This window comes from Streptomyces sp. NBC_01255 (assembly GCF_036226445.1).
Lineage (GTDB): Bacteria > Actinomycetota > Actinomycetes > Streptomycetales > Streptomycetaceae > Streptomyces.
Genome location: NZ_CP108474.1, coordinates 5,505,654 through 5,531,624, shown reverse-complemented (window position 1 = coordinate 5,531,624; position 25,971 = coordinate 5,505,654). Strand labels below are relative to the sequence as shown.

Sequence of the window (25,971 nt, the reverse complement as noted above, 5' to 3'; positions counted from 1 at the left end):
GCTGGCGGCATGACGACTCCCTCCACAACAGACGCCACAGAGACCACCGCCGACTCCGCCACTGACTCGGCGGCCGTCCTCACCGGTATGTACGCGGCGGAAGCCGCCTATCTGGCGGCCGGAGGCCCCGGCAGGGCCTCCTTCGCACCGCTCGCCCCCTACTTCGCGCCCGACGTCGTCCTCCACCAGGCAGCCGCCCTGCCGTACGGCGGGACCTGGCGCGGGCACGCGGGCGTGGAGCGCTTCTTCCTCACGATGAGCCGGGTGTGGGAGTCCTTCGACATGACGGAGCAGGAGTTCCTCGCCACGGGTGCGACTGCGGTGGTCCTCACGCGCGTGCGTGCCCGCGCGCGTGCCACCGGCAGCGAGCTGACCTTCCCGATCCTGCAGACGATCACCGTGCGGGGCGGCCGGATCGCCGAGGTCCGGCCCTTCTACTGGGACACCGCGGCGATCGCCGACGCCTGCGCGGAGCGGCCGGCGACGGCCGGGTAGGGGTGCGCGCCCCGGCCGGCGGTGGGGTGGTTCCGGCCGGGGCGCGCGGTGTGGGGGGCCTGAGGGCCTGCCTACTTGTAGGCGGCGAAGGCCTTCGTGAAGGCCAGAGGCTGCTGGAGGATCGAGGAGCAGGTGGCGTCGGCGTAGTTCACGGCGCCGGCCGCGCACTGCTTGTCACGGGTCGAGGACCACATCGAGAGCCAGCCGAGCCCCTTCGACTTCGCGAAGTCGACGAGCTGCGTGGCGTCGTCGACCCGGAAGATCTCGGTGGTGACGTCGTTGACGCCGATCATCGGGGTGACGGCGACAGCCTTCCAGGCGGCCGCGTCGGAGAGCCCGAGGACGCCCTTGACCTGGGCCTGGGTCGCGGTCGCGGCCTGGATCGCGTACGTGCCCATGTCCGCGCTGTACGCCGGGCCGTAGTCCATCGCCATGATGTTGACGGCGTCGACGTGCACGCCGTTCTTCTTCGCGTCGGCGAGCAGGGCCACGCCCGGCTGCGTCAGGCCCTCGGGCATGACCGGCAGGGTGAAGGAGACGTTCAGGCCCGGGTGGGTCTGCTGGAGCTGGGCGATCGCCTGGGACCGGCGGGTGTTGGCGGCCGTGTCCGGCAGGGCCGCGCCCTCGACGTCGAAGTCGACCTTGGTCAGCTTGTACTGGTCGATGACCTTGCCGTACGCGGCGGCGAGCGCCGAGGACGACGAGCAGTTCAGGGCCAGCTCGTGGCCGGCGGCGCCGCCGAAGGAGACGCGGACGTCACCGCCCTTGGCGCGCAGGGCGCCGATCTGGGCCGCGACCTTGTCGTTCGCGAGGTCGGTGACCCCGCCCCAGAGCGGGGCGCAGGAGCCGCCGGAGGTGATGAAGGCGAGGTTGAACTCCTTCACGCCGGTGGCGTCGGCGGTCGCGAGCAGGTCGTACGTCGGGTAGAGCGAGGTGTCGACGTACGGGGCGTACTTGGCGGCCGTGGGCTCAGGGGCGGGGCCACCCGTCGCCGTGGGGGTCGGGGTGGGCTTCACCGTGGCCGTGGGGGTCGCCGTGGCGGTGGCGGTGGCCGTCGGCTTGGGGGACGCGGTGGCCGTGGCGGTGGCCGTCGCCGTGGCCGTGGCCGTGGCCGTCGGCTTCGGGGAGGCGGTCGCGGTCGGCTGGTCGGTGGGGCGGCCGCTGGGGGTGGGGGCGGGGCCTCCGGCGGAGCAGGCGGCCTTGTTGATGAGGCAGCCGGTCGGGTCGCCGGCCACGCCCGCGGCGGCGGTCACGAAGCCGACGGTGACGGACTGGCCGGGGCCGAGCTGCTTGTTCCAGCTCGCGGGCTTCACGGTGACGTGGCCGCCGGAGACGGTGTGCTCGCCGTTCCAGAGGGAGCCGATGGTCGTCCCGGCCGGGAGGTCGAACTCCAGGGTCCAGTCGGACTGGGCGGTGGCCGTCTCGTTGGTGACGACGTACTGGCCGGTGTAGCCGCCGGTCCAGGCGCTGGTCCGGGTGTACGCGGCGCCGACGGCGGCGGCCTGCGCGGTCCCGCCGAGCGCGAAGGCGGCGCCGCCGGCGATCGCCGCCGCGACGACCGCTCCGACGACCTTGGTCCTGGCGCTCGCCCTGCGCCGGTGCGAACTGGTGCCCATCGGGTGCCTGCCTCTGTGTGCCGGGGTGTGGGGTTGTGAGGGTGGGGTGCGGCAGCACGCTAGCGACTGGGAAACGGACAAATGACCGCGATCGGCCCGGGGTTGGGATTCTTAGGGTCCGCTTAAGGAAGGCATCGGAACCACGAAAGGTTCGGCCCCGACGGGGCTCGGGCGTCGGGAGGATTCAGGCGTCTGCGGCGCGCCGGGTGCCCGTGCCGCCACCGCGGCGGCGGCGGGCCGGGCGGTGGCCGCGGCGGCCCGTCGTGGTGCCCGAGCGGCGCCCGTCGAGCCCGATCCAGACGCGGACCTCGGTGCCGCCGAGGACGGAGTGCCCGATGGCGACGTCTCCCCCGGTGGCCTCCGCCATCCGCCGCACGATGTCCAGGCCGAGGCCCGTCGACCCGGGCCTGCCTCCGCTGTTGCCGCGGGCCAGGGCGGCGGCGGGGTCGGCGATGCCGGCGCCCGCGTCGGAGACCAGGACGATGACGGCGTCGTCGCCGTTGTGGACGTCGATGGAGAAGGCGGTGCCCTCGGGGGTGTGCCGGAAGACGTTGCCGAGCAGGGCGTCGAGGGCGGCGACGAGTTCGGGGCGGGCCACCGGGATGCGTACCGGACGCTCGACGCCCGCGACCCGTACCCGCCGGCCCTCGTCCTCCGCGAGCGCCGACCAGAAGTCCATCCGCGCGCGGACCACCTCGGCGGCGTCGCAGCCGGCGCCGGGTCCGGTCGCCTGGGTCTGCGGCTTCGCCTCCCGGGCCGTACGGATGATGATGTCGACCTCGCGCTCCAGCTGTTCGACGGCGGCCCGGGTCTGCTCGGCGGCGGGTCCCGAGCCGAGCGAGGCCGTGTTGAGCCGCAGCACCGTCAGCGGGGTGCGGAGCCGGTGGGAGAGGTCGGCGGCGAGCTCGCGTTCGTTGGCGAGGAGCTGGACGACCTGGTCGGCCATCGAGTTGAAGGCGACCGCCGCCGACTTGAGCTCCGGCGGGCCCTCCTCGGGCACCCGCGCGCCGAGCCTGCCCTCGCCGAGGTCGTGGGCGGCGCCCGCGAGTCGCTGGGCGGGCCGGACCATGCGGACGCCGAGCCGGTCGGCGACGGCGACGGAGCCGACGATCAGGGCGATGCCGACCCCCGCGAGGACGAGCCAGGCGGTGGCGACGCCGTTGGTGACCTCGCCCTCGGGGACGAAGAGTTCGACGACGGCGACCTGACCGCTGCTGATCGCGGTGGGCTGGAGCAGCGCGTAGCCGCCCGGCACCTCGGCGATGGAGGCCCGGCCGAGCCGGCGGGTGGCGGCGAGTTCCTCGGCGTCGGCCCTGCGGGTGCCGATCTCCAGCGCGGTCCCGCCCGGCTCCGCGGCGGGCACGTGGACGGCGAGCCGTCCGGCGGCCCCGTCCTCGGTGGTGGCGACGGCCTTGTCCAGCTCCTCGCGGTCGGTGGTGATCGCGAGGACGGGGGCGAGCCCGGCGGCCCGCCGTTCGGCGTTGGAGAAGGCCCGGTCGCGGGCCATCTCCTTGACGACGAGCCCGAGGGGTACGGCGAAGGCGACGACGACCATGACGGTGACGGCCAGTGACACCTTGACGAGCGCCCACCTCACGGCTGCGGCTCCCGGGGCGGCTCCAGCTTCACGCCCACCCCGCGCAGGGTGTGCAAGTAGCGGGGCCGCGCGGCCGTTTCACCCAATTTCCGCCGCAGCCATGACAAATGTACGTCGATGGTCTGGTCGTCCCCGTAGGACTGCTGCCACACCTCGGCGAGCAGTTCCTTGCGCGGGACGACCACGCCGGGCCGCCCGGCGAGGAAGGCCAGCAGGTCGAACTCGCGCCGGGTGAGGTCCAACGGCGCCCCGTCGAGCTCCGCCTGACGGCGCAGCGGATCGACGGTGAGGCCGCCGACCCGGATGACCCGGGGCGGGGGCGCCTCGCCGGCGGCGGACCGCGCCCGGCGCAGGACGGCGGCCATGCGGGCCGAAAGGTGGTCCACCGAGAAGGGCTTCACGAGGTAGTCGTCGGCGCCGGCGTGCAGGAGCCGGACGATCTCGGCCTCGTCGTCCCGGGCGGTCGCGATGATCACCGGTACGTCGGTGATCCCGCGCAGCATCTTGAGCGCCTCGGACCCGTCCAGGTCGGGCAGTCCGAGGTCGAGGATGACCACGTCGAAACGGAAATGGGCGACCTCGCGCAACGCCTCCAGAGCCGTCCCGACGCTCCGTACCGTGTGGGAGGCCTCGGAGAGCTGGCGGATGAGGGCGGAGCGCACGAACTGGTCGTCCTCGACCACGAGCACACTTGCCATGGGCCGCACCGTACGCCATTCGGGGGAACGGGCGAGCAATCCGTACCCTCCGGTACTCCCCCTCACAGGGTGGTGCACTATGGGCCGGTGCGAAGAGGACTCGTTCACGCCCTGGCCTGGTCGCTCGCCACCGGCGCGGCGGTCACCCTGTCCTGGTGGGGAGTGCACACGGTGCTGTCCGGCACGGTCTACGACCCTCCGCGCGCGCTGCCGCTCCCGGTCGGTGCCACCGAGGTCGCACCGGGCACGTCCGGCAGCGATCCGCTGGCCTCCTCGACGCAAAGGGCCGAGCCCCCGGCGACCTCGCCGCCGTCCCGCAAGCCCACGCCGAGCGAGGACCGCACGACGTCCGCCGCCCCGCCGTCGACACCCGCTTCGCCGCCCTCCGACGGCCCGGAGTCCACGCCGGCGACGCCCCCCACCACCACGGCCGCACCCGCCACGAGCCCCGCGCCCACCACCGCGTCCTCGGTGAAGAGCTACCCGGTCGACGGCGGCCGGGTCACCTTCGATCTCGGCGAGACGTCGGCCGAACTGGTCTCGGCGACGCCCGCGTCGGGCTGGCAGATGCAGGTGTGGAAGCAGCCGACCTGGATCCGGGTCACCTTCACCAAGGACGGCCGTGAACTCTCGGTCTTCTGCCTGTGGCACGACAGCGCGCCCCGCGTGGAGATCGAGGACCGCGCGGCCTGAGAGGCCTCAGCGGTCTCAGCGGAAGACGGACGCGGGCGGTACGGGCGAGGGCTTGGCGCTCGCGTCGGTGACCGGGGCCGCGCCGCCGGCGAAGTCGGCGAGCTCCCGTCCGTGCTCCACCCGGCCCGGGTGCGGATCGGTGGCGACCCGGCGGGTCAGCTCGGCCACCGGCAGCTCGCGGTCGGAGGCGAGCAGTACGGCGTTGCCGAAGCGGCGGCCGCGCAGCACCGTGGGGTCGGCGGTCAGCGCCAGTTCGGGGAAGACGGCGGCGGCCGTGGCGATCTGGCCGCGGAGGTGGGTCAGGGGCGGGCCGTCGGCGAGGTTCGCCGCGTAGAAGCCGCCGGGCCGCAGGACCCGCCGCACCTCGCCGAGGAACTCGGTGCTGGTCAGATGGGCCGGGGTGCGGGCACCGCTGAACACGTCGGCGATGACGAGGTCCGCCCAGCCGTCCTGCACCTTGGCGAGTCCGGCGCGGGCGTCGGTGGAACGGACGCGGATACGGGCCCCGGGGTCGAGCGGCAGTTCACGGCGGACGAGCTGGACCAGCTGTCCGTCGAGTTCGACGATCTGCTGGGTGGAGCGGGGCCGGGTCGCGGCGACGTACCGGGCGAGGGTGAAGGCGCCGCCGCCGAGGTGCACGACCTGGAGCGGCCGGTTCGGCGGGGCGGCGAGGTCGGCGATGTGGCCGAGGCGCCGCTGGTACTCGAAGGAGAGGTGGGCCGGGTCGTCGAGGTCGACGTGCGACTGCGGGGCGCCGTCGATGAGCAGCGTCCAGGCGCGCGGGCGCTCCCGGTCGGGTATGAGTTCGGCGAGCCCGCCGTCGACGGTCTCGACGACGGAGGCGGCGGACGCCGCCCGGTCGCGCTGTTTGTTCCTGGCCACGGGCCCCATTATCCGGGCACGCCCGGGTGGGCACCGCCCAGTGGCTCAGTGGCAGCCGTCGGCCGCCTCGATCAGGCGGGCCGCCTCGCCGAGCGCCTCGCGCAGGACGGCCGGGTCGGTGACGGGGCCGGTGTCCTTCGGCGGCAGCAGCCAGCCGGCGGGGCGGGGGGTGTCGCCCGTCGGTTCGGGGAGCTCCGGCAGCTCGGGGAGGCGGAGGCCGCGCCCCGAGGTCCGCGTACACGCGCTGCCCGGCATGTCCCAGGCGGCGGCCGTGCCCGGCGGAACCAGGAAGCCGAGGGTGTCGCAGGCCCCGTCGTGCACGACCGGGCCGACCGCGGGGGTGCTGCCGCGGCGCAGGATGTCGACGGCCTCCAGGCCCTGCCGGACCGGCACGGTCACCAGGTCCCAGGGCTCCGCGGGGGGCTGGGGGGTGGTGCCGGCGTCCGGGGCGGGCGCGTGCCACGTGGCCGACTGCGAACCGATCTCCGACATGGGACGCCTCCTCGCTCCAGAGGAGACACGTTCCGTCTCTCCCTTACGGTTCAACGCCCGTGCGCGTCAACGGCTACGGCGCCATGCCGCTGCAAAGGATGGCAGTTCATGGCAGATCGCAGGCGAGATATCCGATTTGTAGCCAAACTCAGCGTACGCATCCGGTCACAGCAGGTACGTTCTTGCCGCCGGACCACCCGGCAGCACCAGGAGAGGGCTCGGCCATGGCGATGTCACGGGCAGTTCCCAACCTCGCCTTCCGCCGGCTCCGCGGACAGCACTCGCCGGCGGAGTTCGCCGCGGCTGTCCGCCGGGCGGCGCGGGAGATCGGCGAACAGGTCGCGTGCGACGCCCGCTACATCGGGCGCGTGGAAGCGGGCGAGATCCGCTGCCCCAACTACGCGTACGAGCGGGTCTTCCTGCACATGTTCCCCGGACTCGGCCTCTCCGACCTGGGCTTCTCCGCGCGGGAGACGGTACGTGGCCGGCGGCAGCCGGTCGCGGCCGGGGCTCCGCCTCCCGTCGCGATCTCGACCCGGAACGATGAGGAGAGCGACGTGCTGCGTCGCGCATTCATGACGAGCGGCTCCGCCACCCTGGCGGCCGCCTCGCTGGGACTCGGCGGCCCCGCCGTCGCGATCCCAGCCCCCCGCGGCAGTCACAGGATCGGCGAGACCGAGGTCCGGGCCGTCGAGGAGGCCGTACGGCAGATCCGTCTGCTCGACGACCGGCACGGCGCCGACGGGCTCTACAAGGTGGCCGCGCAGCCGCTCCGTACCGCGTACGCGCTGCTCGACACGGGAACCATGACCCGTCGCTCCACCGAGGACCGGCTGCACGCGGGCGCCGGCGAGCTGTCCCTCTCCGTCGGCTGGCTCGCCCATGACTCGGGCCGCCACGAGGACGCGCGCTCGCACTACGCCGAGGCCCTCGCCACCGCGCGGTTCTCCGGGAACGCGGCCCTGGAGGCGCACGCCTTCTGCAACACGTCGTTCCTGGCCCGGGACACCGGCCGGTACCGCGAGGCGGTCCGGGCGGCCCAGGCGGGGCTGCGGGCCGCGCAGCCCCTCGACTCGGCCCGGCTGCTGTCGCTGCTGTCGCTGCGGGAGGCGGCGGCGTGGGCGGGGCTCGGCGACCGGTCCGCCTGCGAGCAGGCCCTCGGCCGCGCCCACGGGCACTTCGAGCGGGGGCCCTCCGACGGCGACCCCGAGTGGATGTCGTTCTTCGGCGAGCCGGAGCGGGAGGCCCTGGAGGCCCAGTGCTGGGCGGCCCTCGGCGACTGGGGGCGTGCCGCCCGCCACGCCCACCGGGCGACGGTCCTGCAGAATCCGTACTTCGCCCGGAACCTCGCGCTCTACCGCGCCCACCTGGCCAAGGACCTGGCGCACGCCGGGCGCCCGGACGAGGCGGCGGCGGAGGCGAAGCGCGTCATGGACTCCCTCGACGGCATCGCCTCGGCCCGGATCCGCGGGATGCTCGCCGAGACGAGCCGGGTCCTCGCCGCGTACTGACTCGCGTACCGACCGCCGGGGCGCCTACTCCAGGTGCCCGGTGTCGTTCCAGCGCTCGATCGCCGGTGCGCCGTACGCCCAGCCCAGGACCGAGAGGCTCGTCGGGTCGAGGCGGATGCGGGACGCGAACGAGACGTCCTCGCCGAGCCAGCGTGCGCCGATCGAGCGCAGGATGTGGCCGTGGGCGAAGACCAGCACGTCACGGTCGGCGGAGCGGGCCCACTCCACGATCTCGTCGGCCCGGTCCGAGAGCTGTGCGAGCGATTCGCCTTCCGGGACGCCGTCGCGCCAGATCAGCCAGCCGGGGCGGATCGCCTGGATCTGGGCCGGGGTCATTCCCTCGTACGCCCCGTAGTCCCACTCCATCAGCGCGTCCCACGGCTCGGCGCGGTCGCCGAAGCCGGCGAGGGCGCAGGTCTCGCTCGCGCGGACCAGCGGGCTGGTGCGCACCTCCACGTCGGGCAGTCCCTGCCAGGGGCCGCGGTGGAGCCGCTCGCCGAGCAGCTTCGCGCCGCGCCGGCCCTCGTCGAGCAGGGGGATGTCGGTCCTGCCGGTGTGCCGGCCGAGAAGTGACCACTCGGTCTGGCCGTGCCGGGCGAGCAGGATGCGCGGTGCCATGGGAAGGCTCTCCATTGGTTCACGGTGTGCGGACGTGCCTCTCCCATCATCGCCCACGCGAATTCGGGGTGACGTCCGGGCGACCTCCGGACGGTTGTCAGTGGTGGATGCGAGACTTCCGCGGGTGAGCGCATCCCTGGACACCGGACTGCCCCGACCCGCGCAGACGACACTCCGACAGGCTCTGGCCGAGCTGCGCGGACCGGGCACGCCGCCGCGCGCTCTGGACGCGCGGGCGCTCGCCGCGCTCGCCGCCAATCCGGGCTGCCGACGGCGGGCACTGCTCGACGGCGCCGGGGTCGACAAGGCGGCGCTCGCGTCGAAGCTGGGCTCCCCCGCGCCCTTCGGCCAGTCGCAGTTCGCGATCATGCGGGGCAACTCCTTCGAGGCGAAGGTCAAGGCGGACGGCGGCCGTGAGCTGCTGCGCCTGCTCGGCGTCGAGGAGCCCGGCGCGGTCTCCGTGCCCGATCTGGCCGCGGCCGGACCCCAGGGGCGGACGGCCCGCACGGCGCTCGCGCTGCGGGAGGCGACCGGGGCGGGGACATGGGCGCTGCTCGACCATCCGCTGCTCGCCCTGGAGGTGGCCGGCTCCCCGGTCTATCTGGAGCCGGACGCGGTGGTGGTCGATCCCGACGGGCGGTGGACGGTCGTCGAGATCAAGTCCTTCCCGATGATCGACGGCGCGGCCGACGCGTCGAAGGTGGGCGCGGCGGCCCGGCAGTCCGCCGTGTACGTGCTCGCGCTCGAACGGATGGCGGCGGTGACCGAGGGCGCGCGGGTCGCGCACTCGGTGCTCCTCGTCTGCCCGAAGGACTTCTCGAACGTGCCGACGGCCTCCGTCGTGGACGTGCGCAAGCAGCGGTCGGTGACCCGGCGGCAGCTGGCCCGGCTGACCCGGATCGAGGAGATCGCGGACGCCCTGCCGGAGGGCACCACCTTCGATGTGGAGGGGTGCTCGCCGGCGGAGCTGACGGAGGCCGTGGAGTCCGTGCCCCACGCGTACGCGCCGGAGTGCCTGGCCGCCTGCGAGCTGGCCTTCCACTGCCGGGCGCGGGCCCGGGAAGCGGGCGCGGTGGAGACCCTGGGCCGTGCGGTACGGGGTGAGCTGGGCGGCCTCACGACGGTCGGCGCGGTCCTGGCGGCGGCGCGCGGGGAGGCCGGTGACCCGGACGATCCGGCGGTGGCGGCCCTGCGCCGGGCGCGGGCGCTGCGCCAGGAGGCGCTGGACCGGGCGTCGGCGCCGGGCGTGAAGGCCCCGGACTTCGCGTCCTCGCTGTCCGAGGAGGACCCCGCATGTCGCTGATCTCCGCGCTCGCCCGGATGGAGGCCGTCGAGTCGGGCCGTGCCCAGCCGCTGGCCACCGTCCGCCACCGGCACGTGTCCGCGCGGCCGCTCGTCCTCGTACCGCTGACGACGGCCGGTGAGGCGGGGGCGCCGCTCGGCGCGCTCGTCGGCACCGACCGCGACGAGCCCCGGCTCCTGGTGGTGGCGCAGCCCCGGGACCGGGACCTGCGCTTCGCGTTCCTCGCCGATCTGGCGGAGGAGGTCCTGCCGTACGTCGACTCGTTCACGGACGTCGTCGAAGCGGCGGAGCGGAGCGAGGTCGACCCCGAGACCGGCAAGAAGGTGAAGGTCGAGGTCGAGCTGTGCGCGGACGCGCCGCAGCTGATCGTGCCGAGCCGGGCGGGCATCGAGTACGTACGGCTGCTCGGGCGGTCGACGCGGTTCCGGCGGACGGCCGAGCAGGACCCGGAGACGCCGTTCCCGGCGCCGCCGCGTGTACCGCTGCTCGGGCGGTGGCTGACGCACTTCGGCGAGCGGGCGCGGGTGCCCGGCTCCTCGCTGCTGCTTGCCGCGACCGACCTGCTCAACCGGCACTGGGCGACCGGCCAGTCCTCCCTGGAGGACCAGCACCTGGGTGCGCTGCTCGCCTGGATCGACCCGCGGGACGGGGAGTCGGGGCCCGAGGGGGCGCTGCGGGCCGAGGCCGGCCGGGACGCGCGGGGGCAGCTGCTGTGCCCGCCCGCCGGGCCCGCCACCGACCCGGCCTTCGACAACCGGCTCCTGGCGCCCGCGATCGAGCGGTACGACCGGGCCCGGCAGGCGCTCGGCGCGGCCGAGGACGGCGAGGCGGCCGACACGGGCCTCGGCGAGCTGCACCGGGCCGAGCGGGAGATCCGGCGGCTCGTCGCCTCGCAGCTGAAGCCGACCTGGGACCTCGTCTGGCAGGCGCTGGACCTGCTGCGGGAGCTGCCGGAGGGCGCCAGGGTCGAGGACCGCTGGACCCGCGACCGCTGGTCGTTCACCGGCCACCGGGACCGGATCGCGGCCGGCGAGCCGCCGCAGCCGCGCCGGGACGACGCCGTGGGGGCGGCCTCGAAGCTCGCGGCCCGCGAGCAGGCACAGGGTCAGCTGGAGGCGCACGAGGCGCTCGACGATCCGCTGGTCCTGGCGGGGCGACGGCTCGCGGGCGAGGCGTTCGTGGCGGAGGTGGTCGAGGTGACGATGGCGTGGACGGAGTCGAAGCGGCCCGCGCCGCGCCCGCTGCTCACGGTCCGCACGGAGGACCGGCCGCACCTCGCGGAGAAGGCGAAGGTGTTCCGCTCGCTCGACGGGAAGCCGCAGGCTGCGGAGTTCGTGCGGCACGAGGAGGACGGCTCGCTGGTGCTGCGGCTCCTGGACAAGATGGGGCGGTCGAAGGAGCCGGCGGAGGGCTCGGTGCCGGAGAAGGGCGAGCGGATCGCCTGGACGCTGTTCGAGCACGAGCAGCGGGTCGGGCCGAAGCTGCCGGACCCGGAGGAGACGCCCTGGACGCACGGCGGACCGCCGCGCCGGGCCGACCTCCCCGAACTGCCCGACGCCGTGACCCCCGAGGACGTGCTGTGACGACCGTTGAACCTCGTTTCGATCCGTCCGCCGAGGCCGGGCGGGCGACGGACGGCATCCTCGCCGACACCCTGCACGGCACCTCCCGGGGTGTCGTCGTGGACTCGCCTCCGGGGGCCGGGAAGTCGACCCTGGTGGTCCGGGCGGCGCTCGAACTGGCCGCCGCCGGGCGCCCCCTGATGGTCGTCGCGCAGACGAACGCGCAGGTGGACGACCTGGTGCTGCGGCTCGCCGAGAAGGAGCCCGGCCTGGAGGTGGGCCGGCTGCACTCGAACGACAGCGACCCGTACGACAAGGCGCTCGACGACCTGGCCAACGTACGGAAGTCGGCGAAGCCCGGAGAGCTGGCGGGGCTGCCGGTCGTCCTCTCGACCTCCGCCAAGTGGGCGCACGTGAAGAACGTCGAGCCGTGGGCGCACGCGATCGTCGACGAGGCGTACCAGATGCGCTCCGACGCGCTGCTCGCCGTGGCGGGGCTCTTCGAGCGGGCGCTGTTCGTGGGCGACCCCGGGCAGCTCGACCCGTTCTCGGTGGTGGGCGCGGAGCAGTGGGCGGGCCTCTCGTACGACCCGTCCGGCTCGGCCGTCTCCACCCTGCTCGCGCACAATCCGGAGCTTCCGCAGCACCGGCTGCCGGTCTCCTGGCGGCTGCCCGCCTCGGCGGCGCCGCTGGTGTCGGACGCCTTCTACCCGTTCACGCCGTTCCGCAGCGGCACCGGGCCCGGGGACCGGAAGCTCTCCTTCGGCGTGGCGTCGGACGGTTCGGGTCCCGACCGGGTCCTCGACGAGGCGGCGGAGTCGGGCTGGGGGCTGCTCGAACTGCCGGCCCGCACCACCCCGCGCACCGACCCCGAGGCGGTCGGCGCGGTCGCCCTCGTCGTCCGGCGGCTCCTGGACCGGGGCGGCGCCGCGGTCTCGGAGCAGGCCGAACACCCCGTGCCCCTGACGCCCGACCGGGTCGCGGTCGGCACCGCCCACCGCGACCAGGCGGCGGCGGTCCGGGCGGCACTCGCGGGTCTCGGGGTGACGGGCGTGACGGTGGACACCGCGAACCGGCTCCAGGGGCGCGAGTACGACGTCACGGTCGTCCTCCATCCGCTGTCCGGGCGCCCGGACGCGACCGCGTTCCACCTGGAGACGGGCCGCCTGTGCGTGCTGGCCTCCCGGCACCGGCACGCCTGCGTCGTGGTGTGCCGCGCGGGCGTCACGGAGCTCCTCGACGAGCACCCGTCGACGGAGCCGGTACGGCTCGGCGCGGCGGTGTCCTTCCCCGACGGCTGGGAGGCGAACCACGCGGTCCTCTCCCACCTGGCGGAACACCGGGTGGTGTGGGACCCCGCCACCGTCTAAACCAGGGTCCTGGAGCGGAGTCGGGGCGCGCGGCCGGGGCCTTGCGCTCTTGCGCGGCGCGGGACAATGGAAAGCGGCCCGGGATCCCGGGCCGTGCCTGTGCGAGGAGGAGAAGAACGATGGCGGAACCCGCGGAGCGGAGCGGACAGCGACGGCTTCGGCCGGCACCGTTGGTCTTCGAGCCTGCCGAGGCGACCGCCGATCCGGAGCACTTCTTCGACCTGGAGTCGATAGAGGACCCGCGCGAGCTGCTGGCCCGGGCGACGGAGCTGACGCTCGCGTTCCGCGCGGCGACGGACCGCGCGACGGAGTTCCAGGCGATCGCGGCGGCGCAGCTGGCGGACCCGCGCCGGTTCGACCGGCTGACGGCGGCGGACGTCGCCGAGCGGGCGGAGTGGACCGAGGACTACGCCCTGAAGATGATCGAGTTCGGCCGCGATCTGATCCGGGCGAACGGGCGCCCGCCGGAGGAGTAGGCGCCGGAGTAGGCCGGACGGGGGCGTCCCGTGGCATATGCGGGGCGCACGATACTCCTCGGCCACCCCTCTTGTCCGAGATTCCGGCAACTCTCGGAAACCGGGTCGTCACGGCCGGTAGATCTGGTCGTATGACGACCTGGTTGCGCGACGAGACCCCGTACGACATCTTCCGTTTCCTGCGGGAGGGCGACGAGGGGCGGCACCAGACCGCCCACGTGACCGCCGACGGTGCGGCCTGGCTCGCCTCGGCCGCCGGGGGCCGCCCCGGGGTCGCGCTCACCCGCTGGGAGGCCAGCCCGGCCTCGCCCGCCGCGCTGCCCTGCGGGACGGTCTTCGACGTCGTCAACGTGGACCCGGTCTTCGGGCGCCGGATGCTCGACCGGCTGTGGGCGGACGGCCCCGGTTCCGGGCCGGTCGCCGTGCACCGGGGCCGGATGATGCTGTTCGCCGCGCCCGGGACGGCCCAGCGTTTACCGGCGCTGCTCGACTGGGAGGAGTGGGGCGAAGCCGTCCCCCGGCCGCTCTGTCACGGCGTCGGGGACGCGGTGACCGTGCCCCCGCTCACCCCGGCCGACTCCGCCGGACCCCGCTGGCTGGTGGCCCCCGACACGCGGAACCCGTGGCTGCCCGGACCCGAGGTGGTGCTCTGGGCCTGCGTGCGGGCCGTGCGGGCGGCTTCCACGCCCGACGTGCGGGTATCGATTTTTCCTCCCGCCGATCCGGATGCTAATGTCTACGACGTCAGCAGGCGCCGCTAGCTCAGTTGGTTAGAGCAGCTGACTCTTAATCAGCGGGTCCGGGGTTCGAGTCCCTGGCGGCGCACAGACGGAAGAAGCCCCTCGCGGAAGCGGGGGGCTTCTTCGTGTTCCCGTGATCTCCGGGTCAGCCCACGCCGGGCGGGGTGACCTTCACCGTCCAGGCGCCCGTCTCGGCACGGTCCGCCACCTCGACGCGGACGCCCGTCCCGGGCACGGTGAAGGTCTCGCCCTCCTCCAGCGGCGCGTCCGCGAGCGGCGGGTAGACCGAGCGGTCCCCGCACGCCTCGGTGCGCGGGTGGGCGTCGACGACCTGGACCGGGCCGTCGCCGGAGGCCGCGCCGCTGCGCACCCGGTAGACGAGGACGCCCTCGGTGCAGGTGTCGGCGTCGTTGCCGGTGGCGCTCCGGGCCTCGATCGCCACGACGCTGTCCTGGCCGGTCCTGACGACGGCGAGCCGGGTGCCGAGGTCGCCGCTCTCCGTGGGCGGGGCGCTGGTCGGCTCCAGGCTGACCACCTGGGGGCCGACCCCCTGGACGCAGGTCACCTGGGATCGGGAGAGCCAGCCGAGCTTCCACTTGTGCCAGCCGAAGAGGTCGGGCGCGAGCCCGAACTGACTGCCCATGACGTCCCAGTCGCCCACGTGGGTGTCCCAGTCGCCCTTGCCGTCCGACGGGCGGTGGTACAGGTCGGGCAGGTCGAAGACGTGGCCGGTCTCGTGGGCGAGGACGTTCCGGTCGGGCGGATGCCGCTCGAAGACCGTGACGACCCGCTTGATCTCGGCGCCGTCGATCTCCAGCGGTCGTTCGAGGTTGACGACCTTCGTCGCGTCGGAGTCCACGCCGGGCGCGTCCGGGTCGGCGACCAGATAGACGACGTCGTACTGCGAGAAGTCGACGTCCGCGTCGGCGGCGGCGACCGCGTCGCGCAGGTAGGCCGCGCGCTTCCCGGAGTCCCAGTCGCGCCGTATGTCGTACGCGCTCGACGCCTGCGGCATCCGGGTCCACTCGGACCGGGGGTGCGGGCGCAGGTCGAAGCTGCCGTAGGAGGCGCGGTCGAAGTACTCGCTGGTGGCCGGGAAGTGGTCGGCGGCGAGCTCGGCCGGGGTGGTGAGCGGCGCGGCGTCCGGGAACGACAGGAAGATCATGACCGCGTCGAGGGTGCGGGTGGGGCGCGGATAGGAGCCGTTCCAGGTGTCGAGGCCGAGCGAGTGATGGGCCGCGGTGCGGGGCAGGGCGCAGGGATTCGCCGCGGGCGCGCCGACGGCCGGACCCGCGACGAGCCCGGTGGCGGCGAGCGCGGCGAGCGCGGTGAAGGCCGCCGCGCCGGCACGCAGCCTCGACCGCTCCACTCCCCCGGGTGGCTGCTGACCCCTCACGTGGACCTCCGGATCGGTAGGACGGGACACCCACCACCACCTTGTGACGATTTGCGGCGTTTCGCACGTTTCCGCTGCCCCGGTCGAGTGAGGGAGCGCCACCGGGTCGACGCGACACGAGCGGGCAACAGCTCACGGAAAGTCACATTCGGTCACGTCGCCACCGGCCCGTGTCAGACCTGTGCAGAAACGATCGGGCGGGGGTGGCGGTGGGGAGCCTCACAGCGGCCGATGGCCCCCGGAGCGGTCCCGGAGCTGGAACGGCCCCCCGACCTGGCTCTATGATCGGCACACTTTCCCCGGCCGACCATCCCGACCACATGTGAACGGCCCGACTGCACTACGGGAGCGAGCGGTGAGCGAAACCCCCGAAGGACCGGTGCACCCAGAGCCGCCGGAGACAGCCCCGACCGACCTCGCAGTCACGGAGCGTCACGCCGACCCCTGCGCCACGCGTCAGCCCGACCTCGCCCGCGACGCCGACCGCCGGGCGGCCGAACTCCGGGACTACCGCGCCGCCTTCCGGGCCGCGCAGCTCGCTATGGCCGTCGTCGACCAGGACGGCATCGTCGTCACGGCCAACGACTCCTTCGGTGCCCTCCTCGGCACCGAGGCCGGGGCGCTCCGCGAGCAGGCCGCCGCCGATCTCGTCGACCTCGCCTCCGACGGCCGCACCTGGCACGCGTACCGCGAGGTGCTCCGCGGCCGCCGCTCCCGCTTCCGCTGCACCCGCCGACTCAAGCACCCCGACGGGCGCTCGCTCTGGGCCGAGGTCACCGTCTCCCCCGTACCGGACAGCCGGCGCGTCCTCCTGTCGATCGCGGACATCAGCGACCGGCGCGAACTCCAGGCGCGGCTGCGCCACCTCCAGATGCACGACCCGGTGACCCGGCTGCCCAACCGGGCCCTGTTCTTCGAGCGGCTCTCGGCCGCCCTGGAAGCCGCCGCCCAGGACACCGTGGCGGAGACCGCACCGGCCGACTCGTCCTATGAGTCACATGAGTCACATGAGTCATACGGGTATGGCAGAACAGGGCGGATCGGTCTCTGCTACCTCGATCTCGACGGTTTCAAGGCCGTCAACGACACCCTCGGCCACCGGGTCGGCGACCGGCTCCTCGCCGCCGTCGCCGCCCGACTGACGGAGTGCGCGGACAGCGACGGCTACACCCGCAGCGGCGGCCACCTCGTGGCGCGGCTCGGCGGCGACGAGTTCGCGATCCTCGTCGAGGACTCCACCGGTACGGAACAACTCGCCGACCTGGCCCGCTCGGTGCTGCGCGCGCTCCAGCTCCCCTTCGACCTGGGCGGTCAGCGGCTCGCGGTCTCCGCGTCGATCGGCGTCATCGAGCGCACCGCGCACGGGACGACGGCGACCGCCCTCATGCAGGCCGCCGACACCACGCTGTACTGGGCGAAGGCCGACGGCAAGGCCCGCTGGACCCTCTTCGACCCCGAGCGCAACGCGCACCGGATGACCCGGCAGGCGCTCTCCTCCACGCTCCGTCCGGCCGTGGAGCGCGGGGAGTTCGGCCTGGAGTACCAGCCGCTCGTGGACCTGGCGGACGGGGCGGTGCGCGGGGTGGAGGCGCTGGTGCGCTGGAACCACCCGCAGTTCGGCTCGCTCCCGCCGAATCGGTTCATCGCCATCGCCGAGGAGGACGGCTCCATCGTCGAGCTCGGGCGGTGGGTGCTGCGGACCGCCTGCCGCCAGGCCCGGCAGTGGCAGAAGGACCATCCGCGCGAGCGCCCGATCTTCGTCAGCGTCAACGTGGCGGTCCGGCAGGTCTGGGACTCCGACCTGGTCGCGGACGTCGCCGGGATCCTCGCGGAGACCGGGCTCGCCCCGCACCTGCTCCAGCTCGAACTGACCGAGTCCGCCGTGATGGGCTCGGCCGGACGGCCGCTCCAGGCACTCCAGGCGCTGAGCGACATGGGCGTGCGGATCGCGATCGACGACTTCGGCACCGGCTACTCGAACCTGGCCTACCTGAGCCGGCTCCCGGTCTCCGTGCTCAAGCTGGACGGCTCCTTCGTCCGCGGCTTCCAGGACGAGGAGCACGCCAACCCGGCCGACGAGCTGATCGTCGAGGCGCTCGTCCAGCTCGCGCACCGGCTCGGGCTCACGGTCACCGCCGAGTGCGTCGAGACCTCGGGGCAGGCCGCGAGGCTGCGCCGGATCGGCTGCGACACGGGGCAGGGCTGGCTGTACTCGCGGGCGGTCACCCCGGACCGCATCGCCGAACTGATCGGCACGGAGCCCCTGCCGGTCTGACCCCCGTCTCCGTATGACGCAGGGCATGGAACTGCCCCCGGCCGGAGGGACATTCCGGGCGGGGGCAGTGGTTCATGAGGTGGTGCGGGGTGTCAGCGGGTCAGGGCCTCAGCAGGCGCCCTGGTCCTTCCAGACGCCCCACTCGCCGGTCGTGCCCGGCGTCTCGTTCTGGGTCCACCACTGGGCCTTGTACTTGCGGCCGTTGTGGGAGACCTCGTTGCCCGCGTTGTAGACGGTGCCGGCCACGTACGCCGGGACCGAGCCGCAGCCCGTGGGCGGCGTCGTCGGAGGCGTCGTCGGGGGCGTGGTCGGCGGGGTGGTGGGCGGCGTCGTCGGCGGGGTCGTCGGCGGCGTCGTGGTCGGCGGCGCGGTGGTGGCGCCGAGCGCGGTGTTGATCTGGCCCAGCAGGGTGGCGTTCTCGTCCAGGCCGAGGAGCGAGTACATCATCGCGCCGGCCAGGCCGCGCTGCTTGCCGTAGTCCACCCGGGCCTGGATGGACTTCTGGTTGAGGCCGGTGAAGAACTCGCCGTCCTTGTAGAAGTACGAGGACTTCGACTGGTCGTCCCAGAAGGTCGTCGACGCGTTGTCGACGATGCCGCCGAGCTCCTTGTAGTGCGCGATGCCGGCCTGCTGGCTGAGCGGGCGGGCGCCCGAGCCGCCGGTGGCGGTCTGCGCGAGGCCGTTGGTGGTGCCGGCCGGCACACCCTTCCAGCCGCGGTAGTAGAACTCGTAGCCCAGGGTCAGCTTGTTGGCGGGGAAGCCGCCCGCGATGCCGTAGGCCGGGTTGCCGTCGATCCAGGAGTCGATGGCGGAGTCGATGCTGTACTTCTCGGTGCCCGGCGCGATCACGTCGGTCGGGTCGTTCGTCGAGGGGTACAGCGGGGACTGGTGGTACGTCGGCCCGTCGCCGTCCCAGGCGCCGTGCATGTCGTACGTCATGATGTTGGCGTAGTCCAAGTACTGGCCGATCTTGTCGGTCTCGATGTACTTGATCTTGTCCTGGCCGGCCGGGAGGGCCGAGGTCAGCAGGTACTTCTTACCGCCGTTGGCCGCGCCGTACTCGTCGAGCTGCTTGCGGAACTCGGCGAGGAGGAGGGTGAAGTTCTGCTTGTCCTCGGGGCCGTAGTGGTTGCCCAGGTGGCCGCCGGAGGAGCCCGGGTACTCCCAGTCGATGTCGATGCCGTCGAAGATGCCGGCCGCCGTGCCCGCGCCGCCGAAGCCGCCCTCGACGGGCAGGTTGCCCTTGAGGTACTGGTCGATGCAGGAGGAGACGAGCTTCTTGCGGCTCGCGTCCGTCTTCGCCGCGTCGTGGAAGTACTTGGAGTAGGTCCAGCCGCCGAGCGAGATGTTGATCTTCAGGTGGGGGTACTTCGCCTTCAGTTCCTTGAACTGGTTGAAGACGCCCACGATCGGCTGGTCCCACTTGTCGGCGACGCCGTCGACGCTGTCCGCCGCGCTGAAGGACTTCTGGTAGTCGGCGTACGAGTCGCCCGCACCGTCACCCGCGTTGGGGTTGTTGTCGTCACCCGCGGCCTTGTTGGCCATGAAACAGGTGAGGTTGGTGGGGTGGATGTTGCCGAACGAGTAGTTGATGACGTCCAGCTTGCTCGCGATGCCCCGGGTGTCGAGGTGCTTGGGGTAGAACGCGTTGCCGTAGACGCTCCACTGGTCGTAGTACGCGATGCGCACATTGCCCGCAGAGGCAGTGGTCGACGTGTCGGCTGCCTGGGCGGAGCCGAGGCCGACGGTCGCGGCGAGCGCGCCGGCGGCGAGGGCCGAGCTGAGGAGCGCGGCGATCAATGGCTTACGGGGGTGCACGTGCGGCCTCCGAAGGGGGGGGTGAACTGGGTGGTGCCGTACAGGAGCTGAGGAAGTGATAACCGGCACATGAACAGCGCGTCAATGGTCTGAACCAGATTGAGGACTAGACCAATTTGACGAGGAAAGCCCTTGTCAGAGAGGTGCAGCACAAAACGGAACCGCCCGCCACCATGGGTGACGAGCGGTTTAAGGTTCACTTAGGGGTGCCGCGGAGGTGGTTCGGGAACGAACCAACCTGACAAGGAAACCCGGGTTTTTACCCGGCCGTCCCCTCCCCGGAATCCGTCCCCGCCTCGGAGCCCGACGGCTCCGTCAGGTGCGGGAGCTCGTACGCGTCGGCGATCAGCTCGTAGCTCCGGAGCCGGGCCTCCCCGCCGTGCGCGTTGGCCGTGATCATCAGCTCGTCCGCGCCCGTGCGCTTCCGGAGGTCGTCGAGGCCCGCGCGGACCTCGCCCGGGGTGCCGTACACGATGTCCGCCAGCCAGCCGTCGACGAACTCCCGCTCGGCGGGGCTGAAGTCGTACGCCTCCGCCTCCTCCGGCGTCGGCACCAGGCCGGGCCGGCCGGTGCGCAGCCGGAGCATCGCGAGCGCGCCGGTGAGGACCTGGCGGCGGGCCTGCTCCGCCTCGTCGGCGGCGAGCGCCGCGACGCCGATCATCGCGTACGGGGCGTCGAGGACCCCCGAGGGCCGGAAGGAGTCCCGGTAGAGGTCGAGCGCCGGGATCGTGTTCCGGGCGGAGAAGTGGTGGGCGAAGGCGAAGGGCAGTCCGAGCAGACCGGCGAGGCGGGCGCTGAAGCCGGAGGAGCCGAGCAGCCAGACCGGCGGCCGGCCCTTCGGGCCCTGCACCGGGCCGGGCACGGCGTGGATCCGGGCGTACGGGTGCCCGTCGGGGAAGTCGTCGTCCAGGAAGCGTGTCAGCTCGGCGAGCTGCTCGGGGAAATCGTCGGCCCCCTCGTTCAGCCGGTCCGTCCGCCGCAGGGCGGCGGCCGTGGCGCCGTCGGTGCCGGGCGCGCGGCCGAGGCCGAGGTCGATCCGGCCCGGGGCGAAGGCCTCCAGGGTGCCGAACTGCTCGGCGATGACGAGCGGGGCGTGGTTGGGCAGCATCACGCCGCCGGAACCGAGGCGGATGCGGCGGGTGTGGGCGGCGAGGTGGGCGAGGATCACCGCCGGGGAGGAGGAGGCGACCCCGGGCATGGAGTGGTGCTCGGCGACCCAGTGCCGGTGGAAGCCGCGCCTCTCGGCGAGCCGGCTCAGCTCGACGCTGGTGGCCAGCGCCTGCGTCGCGGTCCGCCCGCTGCCGACGGTCACCAGGTCCAGTACGGACAGCGGTACGGGCGCGGCTCCCCGCGCCTCTCCTCGAATAGCGTCGGTCACCGTAAGGACCCTCCTCGGCACACGTGCGGATGGTGCGGACACTGCTTCCGATCCACAACAGGAGGGGGTCTCCGCTTATTCCGTACGTTCTCGGCCACCTGCGGAGCCCGGAGCGGGTCCGCTTCCCCGTAAAAAATCTCCCGGACGTCACCACCCGAACGCGCGCGCGAACCCGGCCCCGCACGGCCCTGACCTGAGACTCTCTGAAGGAGTCATGACAGAGGCATATGCCAGGGTGGCGCGCCGCAGGTTACGACGGGGATCCTCCGCATCATTCTCGCCAACAGCCGCCCCTGAAAGGGTGCTTGGCGGCTATCGTGGTACGAAAGCTTGCGGTCACAACCTGGTAGGGGGAAACCGTGGCGCTGAAGCCCGAGCCCACCGCGCCGTTCCACTCGGTGCAATACGCCTTGCGCGTCCTCGAGACGGTCTCACGGCACGGTGGCGGAGTGACGGACGTCCAGATCGCCCGCGAGACGGGTCTGCCCGTCGCTCATCTCTCGTCGCTGCTCCTCATGCTCCGCCGCGAGGGGTACGTCGAGCAGGTCGCCGACGGCGCGTACGTCATCGGGGACTCCCTCGTCCTCCTGGGTTCCGGCCTGACCCGCCGCGAAGCCCTGGAGGCCAAGCTCCAGGAGACCCTGACCGAGCTGCGCGACTCCGTCGGCGCGGCCGTCTACATCAGTCGGTACATCGACGGCGAAGTGAAGATCACCCAGTTCGCCGACGGGCCGCGCACCCCGAAGGTCAACGAATGGGTGGACTTCCGCTCGGCGGCGCACGCCAGCGCCGTCGGCAAGTGCCTGCTCACCCAGCTCGACCAGAACGGGCGCCGGGACCACCTCGCCCGCCACAAGATCGCCCGGCTGACCTCCCGGACGATCACCAACGAGCGGATCCTCTTCTCGAAGCTCGACAGCCAGCCGGCGACCGTCCCCGTACTCGACCTCCAGGAGTACGCGGTCGGCACGGTCTGCGCCGCCGTCCCGCTGACGGCGGGCTCGGCCGTGGGCTGCCTGGCACTCTCCCTGCCGATCGAGCACGCCCACCGGCTGCGCGCCGCGGCGGACACGCTCAACCGGCGGGCCGCGCCGGTGGTGCTCTCCCTGGCCATCTAGAAAAGGTCGGCGCCGTGACAGCCCCGCCGGAGGTGCTCCGGCGGGGCTGTCACGAGCACCCCGGAACACCAGGTAGTATTTTCTCTGTCAGCAGGCGCCGCTAGCTCAGTTGGTTAGAGCAGCTGACTCTTAATCAGCGGGTCCGGGGTTCGAGTCCCTGGCGGCGCACAGACAGGGAAAGCCCCTCGCTTCGGCGGGGGGCTTTCTTGTCGTCCGCGCTCGTCCGCGCTCGTCCGCGCTCGTCCGCGCTCCTCCCCCTCATGCCCGGAGGTAGGTGAGGACGGCGAGGACGCGCCGGTGGGTGTCCTCGGCCTGCGGCAGATCGAGCTTGGCCAGGATGTTCCCGATGTGCTTGCCGACGGCGGCCTCGGTCACCACCAGACGGCGGGCGATCTCCCCATTGGAGTGCCCCTCCGCGACCAGGCCGAGGACCTCCCGCTCGCGCGGGGTCAGTGCCTCCAGCGGGTCCCGGTGGCGGCGCAGCAGCTGCCGTACGACCTCGGGGTCGACGACCGTGCCCCCGTCGGCGACCTGGGTGAGGGCCTCGACGAACTCCTCGACCTGCCCCACCCGGTCCTTCAGGAGGTAGCCGACGCCGGTGCCGTCGCCCGAGTCGAGGAGGTCGGCGGCGTAGCTGCGCTGCACGTACTGACTCAGGACGAGGACCGGCAGGGCGGGCCGCTCGGCGCGGAGCGCGACGGCGGCGCGCAGCCCCTCGTCCTGGAAGCCGGGCGGCATCCGGACGTCGGTGACGACGATGTCCGGCTCGTGGGCGGCGACCGCCTCGCGCAGGCCGTCGGCGTCACCGACGGCGGCGACGACCTCGTGGCCGAATCGCGTCAGGAACCCGATCAGTCCCTCCCGGAGGAGGACGCTGTCCTCGGCGAGGACGACACGGAGGCTTCTCGGAGCGCGGGGAGCGATTGGCACGGGATCTCCACTCGGAGGACGGTCGGCCCGCCGGGCGGGCTCATGATCGTCAGTGTGCCATCGAGGACGGCGATCCTGTCGGCGAGTCCGGTGAGCCCGGTGCCCCGGGCCGGGTCGGCGGCGCCCCGCCCGTCGTCCTCGACGTCGAGCCGCAGGACGCCGTCCGCGTACCGGGCGGTGATCCTCGCCTGGGCGGCGCCGCTGTGCTTGCCGATGTTGGCGAGTGCCTCGCAGACCGCGAAGTAGCCGGCGCTCTCGACGGAGGCGGGCAGCCGGGGCAGGTCGATGTCGGTGTCCACGGGGACGGCCGAGCGGTCGGCGGCGTCCGCGAGGGCCGCGCCGAGGCCGTAGTCGGCCAGGACCTGCGGGTGGATGCCGTGGATCAGCTCCCGCAGCTCGGTCAGGACCTGCCCGGCCTCCGCGTGCGCCTTGGCCAGCTGGTCGGCGAGCGGCCCCGGCGGGGCGTCGAGGCGGGCGAGGCCGAGGGTCATGGTGAGGGCGACGAGCCGCTGCTGGGCCCCGTCGTGGAGGTCGCGCTCGATGCGGCGGCGCTCGGCCTCGAAGGCGTCGACGAGCCGGGCGCGGGAGGCGATGACCTCGCCGATCCTGCCGTCCCCCGCGTCGGTCTCGCGCGGGGCGAGCAGGGCCCGGGCGAGGGCGGCGCGGGCTCCTGCGACGGCGGCCAGGGGGTAGGCGAGGGCGACGAGGAGGAGGGCCCCGATGAGGGCGGCGGCGAAGGCCTCGGGGTAGGAGGTGACCAGGTACGCCTTGACGACCTTCGCCTCGTGGCCGTCCGCCGCCAGCTGGAGCGGGGTGCTGAGGAGGGCGAGGGGAAGGCCGACGCCGACGGCGAGCGCGATGAGGTCGAGCGGCCACAGGACGGTGGCGAGCAGCAGGCCGTACCCGAGCTCCCGCCAGGTCGCCTGCTCCCCGGCCCGGAGCCGGAGCCAGGCCGTCAGACCGGGTGCGGCGGGGACGCGGTGCGGGTCGGGGGCCGGGTCACGGTCGACGAGCCGGAGCCGGAGCCGCTCGACGGAGCCGAGGGCGAGCCCGGAGAGGAGGAGCAGCGGCAGCCCCACGAGGAACAGCGAGAACACCCCGAGGACGATGAGCACGAGACAGGCGAGTGCCCCGACGATCCCCCCGCCGGCGAGATACCCGGCGGCCCGCCAGGGCCAGGAGCCGAGCGGAAAGTGTGACCGGGTGAGCGCCTGCCAGGGGTTACGGGGTTCCATGAGCGCCCACGGTAGGCGCGGGCCCCTGGGCGGGGCCATGGGGTTGGGGGGCGTGGCGGGGGTGGGGCTGGGCCTACCCCCGGGCCTCCTGGGTCGGGGTGCGGCCGTGGCGGGCGTACTCCGCCTGGAGTGCGGTGGTCGCCTCCGGGGTCAGGGGCTCGTACGGGGCGGTGGGGGTCGGGCGCCACCAGACCGGGTCCGGGCAGAGGAAGGACGCGCGGCGCAGGCCCACGCGGTGGATCTTGTTGGTGGCCGTCAGGGGCAGCTCCCGCATCACGCGGACGAAGCGCGGCGGCATCTTCGTGCCCAGGTCCGGCTGCGCGGCGAGGAAGGCCGCGAATTCCGCCGGGTCGAAGTCGGCCGCCTCGCGCAGGGCCAGCGCCGCCATGACCTGGTCGCCGGCCACCGGGTCCGGTACCGCGTACACCGCCACCCCGGCGGCCCGGTCCCAGCGGGCGAGGATGTTCTCGATCATCGCCGCCGCCAGGTTCTCGCTGTCGACCCGCAGCCGGTCGTCCGTGCGGCCCGCGAAGTAGAGGAAGCCGGCCTCGTCCCGGTAGAAGAGGTCGCCCGTCCAGTACCAGCCGCCGCGCAGCCGGACCGCCTCCGCCTCGGGGTTGCGCCAGTAGCCCTCGAAGGGGTTTCTGCCCCGGTTGACGAGCTCGCCGACCGCCTCGTCCGTGTTGAGGAGCCGTCCCGTGGGCGAGAAGCGGGCCGGTGCGCACTCCTTGCCGGTCTCCGCGTCCAGTACGGCCAGGTCGTCGCCCGGCGCGGCCCGACCGATCGCCCCGGTCGGGGTGTCGGGGGTCCGCTGGATCGCCGCGCCGCCCTCGGAGGAGCCGTATCCCTCGACGAGCGGGACCCCGAACCGCTCCCGGAAGCGGGCGGCGTCCACCGCCCCGGCCTCCGTGCCGAAGCCGAGGCGCAGCGGGTGCGCGCGGTCTTCCGGGCCGGGCGGGGTGGCGAGCAGGTACTGCACGGCGCGGCCGACGTACGTGAAGTAGGTGGCGCCGAAGCGGCGTACGTCGGGCAGGAAGCCGGAGGCGGAGAAGCGGGCCCGGAGCGCCACTCCCGCGCCGGCGGAGAGCGCGGGCGCCCAGTCCGCGATCACCGCGTTGCCGTGGAACATCGGCATGCAGACGTAGTGGACGTCCTCGCGGCGTACGCCGAAGTGCGCGACGAGCGAGGCGCCGGCGGCGGCGAGGCGCCCCTGGCTGCAGAGCGCGGCCTTGGGCGCGCCCGTCGAACCGGAGGTGAAGGAGAGCAGGAAGCGGCTGTCGGGGCGTACGGGTCCGAGGGTGGCGTCTCCCGGGCGGGCGTCCCCGTAGGGGGCGAGGAGCTCCCGGTAGGCGTCGGTGTCGGTGACGAGGATGCGCAGCCCGGGCAGCGGGAGGCCGTCGAGGAGCGGCAGGTGGGCGCGCTGGGTGACCAGGATCCGGCAGTCGGTGTGCCGGATGTCCCGGGCGAGTTCGGCGCCGCGCCGGGTCGGGTTGATCCCGGCGACGGCGGCCCCCGCGAGGGCCGCCGCGCTGAGCCAGAGCGGGTACTCCGGCGTGTTGTCGAGCAGGATGCCGAGGTGCGGCTCGCGCCCCGGCAGGGGTGGCATCAGGTCCACGAGCAGTGCGGCCCGCGCGGCGGCGCCCGCGGCGACCTCGTGATGGCTGAGGGTGTGGTGCTCGTCCCTCAGGCCGATCCGGTGGTCGCCCCATTGGCGCCGTACGAGCTCCGCGACGGTGTCCGCACCACTCCCACTCATGGACCGGACTGT

The 25,971-nt window shown here is 73.5% G+C and carries 22 protein-coding genes and 2 tRNA genes; 12 read left to right on the top strand and 12 right to left on the bottom strand.

Translation table 11 applies throughout. The features are described from left to right. Positions 1 to 9: 9 nt before the first annotated feature. Positions 10 to 495, top strand: a complete 486-nt coding sequence (locus tag OG357_RS25095) for a nuclear transport factor 2 family protein (RefSeq protein WP_329623290.1) — start codon at positions 10 to 12, stop codon at positions 493 to 495. A 71-nt stretch (positions 496 to 566) separates the two neighbouring features. Here the strand turns inward: OG357_RS25095 and OG357_RS25090 are convergent, their stop codons facing one another. The 3 genes from OG357_RS25090 to OG357_RS25080 all read right to left on the bottom strand — a co-directional run bounded on the left by OG357_RS25090 (position 567) and on the right by OG357_RS25080 (position 4,406). Continuing rightward, positions 567 to 2,111 carry a glycoside hydrolase family 18 protein gene (locus OG357_RS25090; protein WP_329623289.1) on the bottom strand — a complete coding sequence of 515 codons (1,545 nt, stop codon included), beginning with the start codon at positions 2,109 to 2,111 and terminating at the stop codon, positions 567 to 569. Positions 2,112 to 2,295: 184 nt separating this feature from the next. Next, a complete protein-coding gene (locus tag OG357_RS25085; RefSeq protein WP_329623288.1) occupies positions 2,296 to 3,708 on the bottom strand; it encodes a HAMP domain-containing sensor histidine kinase in 1,413 nt (470 codons plus the stop codon). Continuing rightward, positions 3,705 to 4,406: a response regulator transcription factor gene (locus OG357_RS25080; protein ID WP_055643319.1), complete on the bottom strand. Its 702-nt coding sequence runs from the start codon at positions 4,404 to 4,406 to the stop codon at positions 3,705 to 3,707. Before OG357_RS25080 ends, OG357_RS25085 begins: the two co-directional genes overlap by 4 nt. A gap of 87 nt (positions 4,407 to 4,493) precedes the next feature. On the opposite strand from OG357_RS25080, the gene OG357_RS25075 reads away from it, so the two are divergent. After that, positions 4,494 to 5,099, top strand: a complete 606-nt coding sequence (locus OG357_RS25075) for a hypothetical protein (protein ID WP_329623287.1) — start codon at positions 4,494 to 4,496, stop codon at positions 5,097 to 5,099. A 15-nt stretch (positions 5,100 to 5,114) separates the two neighbouring features. Here the strand turns inward: OG357_RS25075 and OG357_RS25070 are convergent, their stop codons facing one another. Continuing rightward, on the bottom strand, positions 5,115 to 5,990 hold the full coding sequence (locus tag OG357_RS25070) for a spermidine synthase (protein ID WP_329623286.1): 876 nt from the start codon (positions 5,988 to 5,990) through the stop codon (positions 5,115 to 5,117). Positions 5,991 to 6,026: 36 nt separating this feature from the next. Beyond that, complete coding sequence (locus tag OG357_RS25065) at positions 6,027 to 6,473, bottom strand: hypothetical protein (RefSeq protein WP_329623285.1); 447 nt, start codon at positions 6,471 to 6,473, stop codon at positions 6,027 to 6,029. Positions 6,474 to 6,697: 224 nt separating this feature from the next. Here OG357_RS25065 and OG357_RS25060 point away from each other — a divergent pair, with 224 nt between their 5' ends. Continuing rightward, positions 6,698 to 7,984: a tetratricopeptide repeat protein gene (locus OG357_RS25060; protein ID WP_329623284.1), complete on the top strand. Its 1,287-nt coding sequence runs from the start codon at positions 6,698 to 6,700 to the stop codon at positions 7,982 to 7,984. Positions 7,985 to 8,008: 24 nt separating this feature from the next. Here OG357_RS25060 and OG357_RS25055 read toward each other — a convergent pair whose 3' ends face one another. Continuing rightward, positions 8,009 to 8,602, bottom strand: coding sequence for a histidine phosphatase family protein (locus OG357_RS25055; protein WP_329623283.1), 594 nt, complete (start codon positions 8,600 to 8,602; stop codon positions 8,009 to 8,011). Positions 8,603 to 8,726: 124 nt separating this feature from the next. Here OG357_RS25055 and OG357_RS25050 point away from each other — a divergent pair, with 124 nt between their 5' ends. The 6 genes from OG357_RS25050 (at position 8,727) to OG357_RS25025 (ending at position 14,138) form a co-directional block, all read left to right on the top strand. Further along, the gene (locus tag OG357_RS25050) at positions 8,727 to 9,905 is read left to right on the top strand and encodes a hypothetical protein (RefSeq protein ID WP_329623282.1); all 1,179 of its coding nucleotides are present in this window, start codon (positions 8,727 to 8,729) and stop codon (positions 9,903 to 9,905) included. Next, the gene (locus tag OG357_RS25045) at positions 9,896 to 11,488 is read left to right on the top strand and encodes a hypothetical protein (protein WP_329623281.1); all 1,593 of its coding nucleotides are present in this window, start codon (positions 9,896 to 9,898) and stop codon (positions 11,486 to 11,488) included. The genes OG357_RS25050 and OG357_RS25045 overlap by 10 nt, the downstream gene beginning before the upstream one ends. After that, positions 11,485 to 12,837: an AAA family ATPase gene (locus OG357_RS25040; protein WP_329623280.1), complete on the top strand. Its 1,353-nt coding sequence runs from the start codon at positions 11,485 to 11,487 to the stop codon at positions 12,835 to 12,837. Before OG357_RS25045 ends, OG357_RS25040 begins: the two co-directional genes overlap by 4 nt. A gap of 119 nt (positions 12,838 to 12,956) precedes the next feature. Next, entirely contained in the window at positions 12,957 to 13,313 is a 357-nt protein-coding gene (locus OG357_RS25035; RefSeq protein ID WP_329623279.1) for a hypothetical protein, read from the top strand. A gap of 131 nt (positions 13,314 to 13,444) precedes the next feature. After that, on the top strand, positions 13,445 to 14,074 hold the full coding sequence (locus OG357_RS25030; RefSeq protein ID WP_329623278.1) for a hypothetical protein: 630 nt from the start codon (positions 13,445 to 13,447) through the stop codon (positions 14,072 to 14,074). Continuing rightward, positions 14,065 to 14,138, top strand: a tRNA-Lys gene (locus OG357_RS25025). Before OG357_RS25030 ends, OG357_RS25025 begins: the two co-directional genes overlap by 10 nt. Before the next feature lie 60 nt (positions 14,139 to 14,198). Here the strand turns inward: OG357_RS25025 and OG357_RS25020 are convergent. After that, a complete protein-coding gene (locus tag OG357_RS25020; protein ID WP_329623277.1) occupies positions 14,199 to 15,449 on the bottom strand; it encodes a M6 family metalloprotease domain-containing protein in 1,251 nt (416 codons plus the stop codon). 355 nt (positions 15,450 to 15,804) lie between these two features. Here OG357_RS25020 and OG357_RS25015 point away from each other — a divergent pair, with 355 nt between their 5' ends. Further along, entirely contained in the window at positions 15,805 to 17,724 is a 1,920-nt protein-coding gene (locus OG357_RS25015) for a putative bifunctional diguanylate cyclase/phosphodiesterase (RefSeq protein ID WP_329623276.1), read from the top strand. A 108-nt stretch (positions 17,725 to 17,832) separates the two neighbouring features. On the opposite strand, the gene OG357_RS25010 is transcribed toward OG357_RS25015, so the two are convergent. Both OG357_RS25010 and OG357_RS25005 read right to left on the bottom strand, forming a co-directional pair. Further along, the gene (locus OG357_RS25010) at positions 17,833 to 19,542 is read right to left on the bottom strand and encodes a glycosyl hydrolase family 18 protein (protein ID WP_329623275.1); all 1,710 of its coding nucleotides are present in this window, start codon (positions 19,540 to 19,542) and stop codon (positions 17,833 to 17,835) included. Positions 19,543 to 19,801: 259 nt separating this feature from the next. Next, positions 19,802 to 20,920 (bottom strand): LLM class flavin-dependent oxidoreductase, encoded by a 1,119-nt coding sequence (locus OG357_RS25005; RefSeq protein ID WP_329623274.1) that lies wholly within the window; start codon positions 20,918 to 20,920, stop codon positions 19,802 to 19,804. Between the two features lie 359 nt (positions 20,921 to 21,279). On the opposite strand from OG357_RS25005, the gene OG357_RS25000 reads away from it, so the two are divergent. Next, positions 21,280 to 22,038, top strand: coding sequence for an IclR family transcriptional regulator (locus OG357_RS25000; protein WP_024758909.1), 759 nt, complete (start codon positions 21,280 to 21,282; stop codon positions 22,036 to 22,038). Between the two features lie 94 nt (positions 22,039 to 22,132). Continuing rightward, a tRNA-Lys gene (locus OG357_RS24995) sits at positions 22,133 to 22,206 on the top strand. Positions 22,207 to 22,296: 90 nt separating this feature from the next. Here OG357_RS24995 and OG357_RS24990 read toward each other — a convergent pair. The 3 genes from OG357_RS24990 to OG357_RS24980 all read right to left on the bottom strand — a co-directional run bounded on the left by OG357_RS24990 (position 22,297) and on the right by OG357_RS24980 (position 25,959). Continuing rightward, a complete protein-coding gene (locus OG357_RS24990; protein WP_329623273.1) occupies positions 22,297 to 22,968 on the bottom strand; it encodes a response regulator transcription factor in 672 nt (223 codons plus the stop codon). Next, complete coding sequence (locus tag OG357_RS24985; protein ID WP_329623272.1) at positions 22,890 to 24,203, bottom strand: sensor histidine kinase; 1,314 nt, start codon at positions 24,201 to 24,203, stop codon at positions 22,890 to 22,892. Before OG357_RS24985 ends, OG357_RS24990 begins: the two co-directional genes overlap by 79 nt. Positions 24,204 to 24,276: 73 nt before the next feature. Further along, on the bottom strand, positions 24,277 to 25,959 hold the full coding sequence (locus OG357_RS24980; RefSeq protein WP_329623271.1) for an AMP-binding protein: 1,683 nt from the start codon (positions 25,957 to 25,959) through the stop codon (positions 24,277 to 24,279). Positions 25,960 to 25,971 lie beyond the last annotated feature (12 nt).